Annotated in this window: 4 protein-coding genes and 2 pseudogenes; all 6 read left to right on the top strand. The window is 59.0% G+C overall.

Going from position 1 to position 7486, the window contains the following annotated elements:
* The first annotated feature begins 611 nt into the window (after window positions 1-611).
* The 6 genes and pseudogenes from DQW77_RS17560 (at window position 612) to DQW77_RS17545 (ending at window position 7069) form a co-directional block, all read left to right on the top strand.
* The gene (locus DQW77_RS17560) at window positions 612-1013 is read left to right on the top strand and encodes a helix-turn-helix domain-containing protein (RefSeq protein WP_113259181.1); all 402 of its coding nucleotides are present in this window, start codon (window positions 612-614) and stop codon (window positions 1011-1013) included.
* Window positions 1014-1017: 4 nt separating this feature from the next.
* Window positions 1018-1152 (top strand): hypothetical protein, encoded by a 135-nt coding sequence (locus DQW77_RS18685; RefSeq protein ID WP_258523917.1) that lies wholly within the window; start codon window positions 1018-1020, stop codon window positions 1150-1152.
* Window positions 1145-1480, top strand: a pseudogene (locus DQW77_RS17555) (transposase); the annotation flags it as partial. The gene DQW77_RS18685 and the pseudogene DQW77_RS17555, both read left to right, overlap by 8 nt.
* Before the next feature lie 2 nt (window positions 1481-1482).
* Window positions 1483-1746: pseudogene (locus DQW77_RS17550) on the top strand (IS3 family transposase); the annotation flags it as partial.
* A gap of 138 nt (window positions 1747-1884) precedes the next feature.
* Window positions 1885-2976, top strand: a complete 1092-nt coding sequence (locus DQW77_RS18290; protein WP_181711333.1) for a hypothetical protein — start codon at window positions 1885-1887, stop codon at window positions 2974-2976.
* A complete protein-coding gene (locus DQW77_RS17545) occupies window positions 2969-7069 on the top strand; it encodes a Calx-beta domain-containing protein (RefSeq protein WP_181711332.1) in 4101 nt (1366 codons plus the stop codon). The genes DQW77_RS18290 and DQW77_RS17545 overlap by 8 nt, the downstream gene beginning before the upstream one ends.
* Window positions 7070-7486: the final 417 nt, after the last annotated feature.

The raw sequence follows: 7486 nt of genomic DNA, 5'->3' as shown, positions 1-7486 counted from the left end.
TGCAGGATCCCGACAATCTGTTCTTCGGTGAAGCGTGATTTGCGCATCGTCTGTTCTCCTCGTCGCTTTGAACGTTACGAGAACAAACTCTACTTTTGAATGGCCCGGTTTTGCGGGGGCAGGTCATCAAGAATGGTCGTGGCTACAGCCAGTATTCATTTCGCCACGGGGTGGCTGATGCACTGCGTAGAGCCGGCTATCTCGATAACGAGTTCGCATTCCTGATGGGGCATGGTGATACATCAATGACCGGGAGATACGGCATGATTCCACAGGGCATGCTTGAGAAACGAGTGGAGTTGATAAATTCCATTACCTATGACGGGCTGGATCTCGATCACCTCAAGAAGTGCTGAAGACATACCCATCCACGCATTTCTCCTGCGCTATTGGTTCGGTTAGTCCGAGTTGTCCGAGTTGTCCAAATTTTCGCGAAGCGTGTGTCTTCGCACATGCGACAGCTGCCATATCTCCCGATAGTAATCCTTGGATTGCCTCGCCTTACACTCATGCAATTAATTCGAACCCCGCCCGATCCCCGTCAGACCGTTGCTATGAACAAAGCAAGCAGCTGATGCGCTGTGAGACAATGGATTGAAAAGGTGAAGAAAATGCCGAAGAAACCTTACGCCGACACCCGCCTCGCGAAATTCATCGACAAGCGCGTGATGGAACTCAAGCCCCGCAAGTCGCAGATCGAGATCGCCGTCGAGGCCGGGTTCGTCAGCCAGAACATGGTCACCATGATCAAGACCGGCGCGAGCAAGCTGCCGCTCGATCGCGTGCCGAGCCTGGCGCGCGCGCTCGAATGCGATCCCGCTTATTTGTTGCGACTGACGCTCGAGCAGATCGAGGGCGATACCGCCGCGCACGCGCTCGTGGAGATCATGGGCACGCCGATCACCGGCAATGAGCTCGGCTGGCTGCAGGAGATCCGCGAGGCTTCGGATCACAGCGACCCGCGCATGACCAGCCGCGGCCGCGCGGCGATCCGGGCGATCTTCGGGAAGTAGAGGCATGACGAAACTGAGCCGCCCGTCCGCCGCGGCAGCGCATCCCCGCGTGCGCCGCCCTGGCTTCGGACCCGAAGATCTGACCGACAACGAGGTCGCGTGGTTCACGGTTAGGAAATCGAGTGGTGAACATGTCTGATCTCTTCTGGCTGACCGACGCGCAGATGGCCCGTCTTGAGCCCTATTTCCCGAAGTCCCACGGCAAGCCGCGCGTCGATGATCGGCGTGTGCTGAGCGGAATTATCTTCATCAATCGCAATGGGTTGCGGTGGCGCGACGCGCCTGTGGAATACGGTCCGCACAAGACCCTGTATAACCGCTGGAAGCGATGGAGCGACAAGGGGGTCTTTGCGCGCATCATGGTTGGCTTGGCCGCCGAACACGGCGAGAAGAAGACGGCCATGATCGACGCGACCTACCTCAAGGCCCACCGGACCGCGACCAGCCTGGCCGCGAAAAAGGGGGGGGCGCGGCCGCCGAGTATCGCCAAGCCCTTGCCGCAGCGAAGATAACGCCTTCCATGAGCCGGAAGGGCAATTGCCTCGACAACGCGCCCATGGAGAGCTTCTTCCACACGCTCAAGGTCGAACGCGTTCATCACCGTGTTTACGCCACACGGCAAGAAGCGCGCCGGGATCTCTTCGCCTACATCGAGGGATTCTACAATTCACGCCGCCTGCATTCCGCGATAGGCTACAGATCACCGGCCGACATGGAGAGCATGGCGGCCTGACCCCGTCCACTTTTTCAGGGCAGGATCACGTTAAGTTTAGCCTGTGGAGGTGTTTTGAAAGTAGCGTGTTTGATCGGAGCTTTTTTGACCTTGGCGAGTTGTTTGCCCTCGGCAGCCCATAGCGAAGATTTGGAGTGCTTGACGGCACCGGTGGACGCGTCTGATGGCTTTGGTTACTCCTTGGCGGCAACCGGTCGAACCGTGCTTGTAGGCGACCCCCAAGCGAACACGGTTTGGATCTACAAAGATGGAGAGGACGGGTTTACGCAAACGCGCGCCCTGCAGCCGCCTGCTGGAAGTGACGCGGCCGCCTACGGCACGGGCTTTGGGCACGCGGTGGACATGGACGAAAGCGGCGCGTTGATCATTGGTGCCTTTGCCGAGGATGCCATGGGAGTCGTGCCGCGCAAAGAGCCGGGCGACGGGTTCCGGCGCTTGGGCGAGGTCTTCGTCGCCGATGATCCGGAGGGCTCCTTGACGCAGGTGCCGGGGCTTGACGCTTTGACCGGGACAGAGGCGTTCGGCTTCAGCGTCGCGCGGACAGGCAACCATGTCGCCATGGGCCTGCGCGTGATCGCCGGCGATCAGTATGGCACCTCTTCGGTCCTGCTCGTCGATTTGGCAAGCGGCGCGCGAACTCGCGTGAGTGCCCCTACGCCCGAGTCTGCTACCGATTTCGGCCACGCGCTTGCGAGTGCGGGGCGCATCCTTGTGATCAGATCGGCGTGGCTTGCCCCTTCTGGTGGCGGGGTGATCCATGATCTCGCCACGGCTGAACAGAGCGTCCTCGCCTTCCCGCAGGAGACGCCGCGCGCGGGGTTTTCTGTCGCGACCGACGGAACGCGAGCCGTTTTCGGCGGCGAAGCGACCGTTATTGCAAAGAAAACAGATGATGCCTGGATGGTGACTGAGACCCATGCCGAGGTGAACGGCACCGTCGCAACCGGTGGCGGGCGGATCGGCACGCTGCGGGAGGCATCGCGCGACCGGCAACTTGGCGCGCGATCGACAACGCCGTCGCTTGACCTGACCGTGATTGCAGATGGGGCGGCCGTCAGCAAAAGGCTCGCTGCGCCTGGGCACCGATCGCTTGGGCAATGGCCGCATCGCGTGCTGGCCATGGGATGGGATTTTGCCGTGGTGGGCCGGCCCACCGAAGTTGGAACATGCAAGCTCGCAATCGTGCGAATGCAGGAAGCAAAGGAAGCTCAGGGGAGTAATTATGAGTGATGACCGGACACAATCAAATTTAAGCTTTGTAAACGCTGTTGATACGCTCTATTCTAAAGCGCCACCGTCAATTGGAAGTGGTATTTTCCTCAGTCCGACGCATATTTTGACAGCAGGGCATGTTGTAGAAGAAGCAGGGGAGTTGCCCAACGGTATCAGGGTGAATTTGCCGGAAAACGTATCATCAGTGTCCAATAGATTTGACCACTCCACTTCAGAGCATAATGTAAGAGATTCACCAAAATTTCCAACTGATTTTGATCAGGTCGGATTCAATCCTATAGCTCATGCCAACACCGATATTGCTCTTTTAACGGCAGACAACCCACTATTCTCAGACAGTCGGGAAGTTGGGATGGTTGTCTTTCTCGGCAATCAGGACCTTATTGGGCGAAAGGTGCAAACTGCCGGCTACCCAAGATCAAACTCTACAGATCCCGACGGAAAAACGCAATTTCAAGCATCTGGTGAGGTTCACGGCACGCTTGGCGCTCTATTCGGGGTGGACCCGAGGTATTCTTTTACGGACACACTCGATGCGCAAGGCGGGCAGAGTGGTAGCGGCATCTGGATAGATGAAGCATTATATGGCGAATCGTCGCTCCTAGTCTCGGGCGTCATTACGACTATACCGACATCGGTAAGCAACGATGTAACAAAATTACAGGACGGCGATGTTAAAGGCGTCCGGATTACCAAAGAGGTTTACGACGACATCACGGCGCAGATGCTGGCTGACAGAGGGGCCGCAAGTGCGGCGTCACTGCCGGAGAACGTCATTGTCGGCCGTGATTCGGGTGTGCTTGGAATTGGCGGCAACGATTTCATCGACGGCTCATACCGCAACGAACGCGTCATCGGGCAAGGTGGGGAAGACCGCGTTTTTGGCGGCGGCGGGAATGACCGGCACGAGGGTGGCGATGGCGTCGATCAGGCGCTCTTCTCCGGTCCGTTTGCCGATTACGACTTCGCCATCACCGACCCGGCCAACGCGCATTTCGAGTTCATGCACACACGCGGTGCGCAAACCGACGGGACCGACTCGACCAAGGATGTCGAGTTTGCCGTGTTCGAATTTCAGGACGAACAGCAAGACCCCGAGGACCAGTTCTTCGTGCCGCTGCAGGTCGATCCCGACGATGATACCAAGCTGCGCGATGGTCCGCTGCTCGACCCCGGAATCGCGAATGTCGATGTGACCGACGCGGGAGGCGACAAGATTGGCAATCTGTCCGTCGAACAACCGGCCTTCATGTTCGACGGAGACATCGACTACACGCTGACTTTGGGATCTGAGAGCAACACGCTCTTCAACTTCGCCTACATAGTCGACAGTTCTGGCTCCATGAGAGGGTCGAAGATTGCCGATACAAAGGCGGCCTATCAGGAATTGACCCAGTCCCTGATCGACCAGGGGGTGGCCGCTCGCAGTAATTTCGCGGTTATAGATTTCGATTTCTTTTCCCGCCTCCACGATGGTCTCGACGCGCAAGGAGCAATCGACGCCGTCAACGGACTGAATGCCGGCGGCGGGACGTCCTTCGGGCCAGCGCTTGCCGATGCCGAAGAATGGTTCGAAAGCCTACCAAGCGCCGGAAGCGCCACGAATATCGCCTATTTCCTGTCTGATGGCCAAGGAAGCGGTGCGAGCCCGAACCTGCAGCTTATCAACGAAGGGACGCCGGATGAGGCGGACGTCGATGTCCGCGCCTTCGGGATCGGGAGTGGCGCGGACTTCAATAGCCTGAACACGATCGATTCGAACTCCGCTGTGCAGCTTTCAAGTTCGGCAGACCTTATCGACGCCTTTTCCGGATCCGGCGTCGACCGGAGCACGATCGACCGGATCGAGGTCAGCCTTGACGGTCAGGTGGTGGAGACTGTCGCCGCTGCCGACCTGACCGACAGCCAGCTCGGGTTGAGCTATGAAGGCACGATCGATGGACTGACGGTTACGCGCACCGCTAAGAGCGAGGTCGACTACGAAGTCTTCTTCAACGACGGCACGCCGTCGGCCACGCTGTCGACCAACGTTACGACCGGTCAGCAGGAAGTCCGGCAAAAGAGCGCGGATGGCATAAAAGACGTCGTGCAGTTCAGCATCAATCAATCGGACTTCGTGAATGGGCAGAACCAGTCTGTGAGCGTCAGCGCCAACGATCTGGACAACACGATTGAGCTGACAGCCGATGGCAATGAGGCAAAGGGTTTCGGCGGAAACGACACCTTCAAGATCTCCGGCGGGAACAATGTCGTCGATGGTGGCGACGGTTCGGACACAGCCGAATTCACAGTTGCACAGGGCGCCATTGGCGGATTGTCGCGTTCAGGCGACGTGGTGACGGCCGGGACGAACTCACTCGTCAATGTCGAGTTCCTGCGGTTCACAGACGGCCTCGTTCAATCTTCCAATCTGAGCGCGGTGCCCGTCGTCTCCCTCGGTCAAACATCAGTAACGGTCAATGAGGGCGCAGGAGCAACGCCGCCTGCTGCATCTGCCACAATCGATCTCAACCTGTCCGCACCTGCGGCTTCGGATGTGACGATCGACATTGCCACCCGTGACGGCTCGGCCGGCAGCGGGAGCGATTATGTGGCCCTCTCTGAGTCTGTCACGATCGCGGCGGGGGATACCTCGGCACAGGTCGAGATCGATCTGATCGACGATACCGTTGCCGAGCGAGTAGAGGGCTTTTTCGCGGATTTCACTCTCTCGGGAGACGCGCGTTTTGAGGATACAACACAGTCTGCAACTGCGGCTATCGAGATCACTGACAACGATGTCGCGATCACGCCGACAACCATACCAAGCGACCTCACCTTCAATGAGGGAGATGGCGATAACAAACGAAGCGTCTTGCTCGAACGAAGTGGTAATTTGTCCGAAACCGACGTTGTTAGCTATACGATTGCCGGAGTTGGTGAAAATCCCGCTGACGCTAACGACTTTGATTCTCCGTTGATTGGTGAGATTACTTTTGAGGCTGGTGAAGCTAGCAAAGCCATAGAATTCACCGTTTCTGGTGATTCTATTCCCGAAGAGGACAAAGAATTTTCTCTAACATTAGCCAAAGTATCTGGTCCTGCGTTGATAACTTCGGACACGGCCAACTTCACTATCATCGATGATGATCCAACCGGCCTCCCGCAGACCCTGACCGGCACGCCCGGGCCGGACTCTCTCGTGGGAGGCGATGGCCATGACACGATCCGGGGGCTGGAAAGCGACGACACGCTGACCGGCAACGCGGGCGATGACCGTCTCGAGGGCGGGGCGGGCTTCGACACCGGTGCCTATTCCGGCGACCAGTCGAGCTACACGCTGACGCTGAGCCGACCGTCGGCGACCACGCTCACCGACCGCCGGGCGGAGGGCAACGGGACCGACACGCTGGCCGGCATGGAGTTCCTGGATTTCGACACCGATTCCTTCGGCGGGCCCTTCGAGCTTTTCCAGGTCACCGACACCGTCAGCCTGGCACCGGAGGAGTTCGAGAGCTTTATCGAGCTCTACATCGCCTATTTCAACCGCGCGCCGGATTCCGGGGGGCTCTACTTCTGGGGCTCGGCCTTCGCCAACGGCTTCAGCCTCGAAGAGATCGCGTCCTTCTTCATCGGCCAGCCCGAGACCGAGGCCGCCTACCCGCCCGGCACTTCCAACGAGGTCTTCGCGGAGACGGTCTACAACAATGTGCTGGGCCGGGCCTCGGACGCGGGGGGGCTGGAATTCTGGGTCGGGGCGCTGGACGCGGAGGCGGTCAGCCGCGACCAGTTCATCCTCCAGGTCCTGCGCGGCGCCAAGGTGGACCTGCCGCCGGACACCCCGCAGGATCTCATCGACCAGCAGCTGGCGGACCGGGCCTACCTGGAGGACAAGGTCGATATCGGGGCCTATTTCGCGGTGCACAAGGGAATGACGGACGTGGACAACGCCGCGGCGGCAATGACGCTCTTCGGGGACCAGGACACGGCCGACATCCCCGGTGCCGTGGCCGCCATCGACGATTTCCATGCCGAGGCCCTCGACCCCGACACCGGCGAATTCCTCATGCCCCTCGTCGGCGTCCTCGACGATCCCTTCGCAGTGGCGTGAGACAAACAGGTTTTCTAGTGAGAAGGTGCGGCTGGCACTGAATAAATCCTCATGGCCGTGGTGATGGCAGATGATCGCCCAAGGTTCTGCAATTGGGGATGGGCGGATGCCGCTCTCCCCTGGAGTCGGTCGGGCCAGCTGTCTCATCATACCGATACCGAACACAGGATCGTGGCGATTCTTGGGACAGCGTTCCACGCCTCGTCACGAGTTACCGGTCGCCATCTTCGCGCACGGTTCGGGGGCCGGGGATAGGAATGGCTCGCTTTTTATCGATACATCGATACACAGCCCGCCGGATCCCGCTACGCACGTAAAGTCCTAGGGAAATCGAGATCGTGCGACGGGGATGCCTGCTGGTGCCATCACTATCCCCGATCCAAAGCTCCCATATGGCATGACTTTGCATGGTCTCTT

The sequence above is a fragment of the Roseovarius sp. TE539 genome, assembly GCF_003298505.1.
GTDB lineage: Bacteria > Pseudomonadota > Alphaproteobacteria > Rhodobacterales > Rhodobacteraceae > Roseovarius.
The sequence above is the reverse complement of the archived record's forward strand: the minus strand, read 5'-3'. Positions and strand labels throughout refer to the sequence as shown.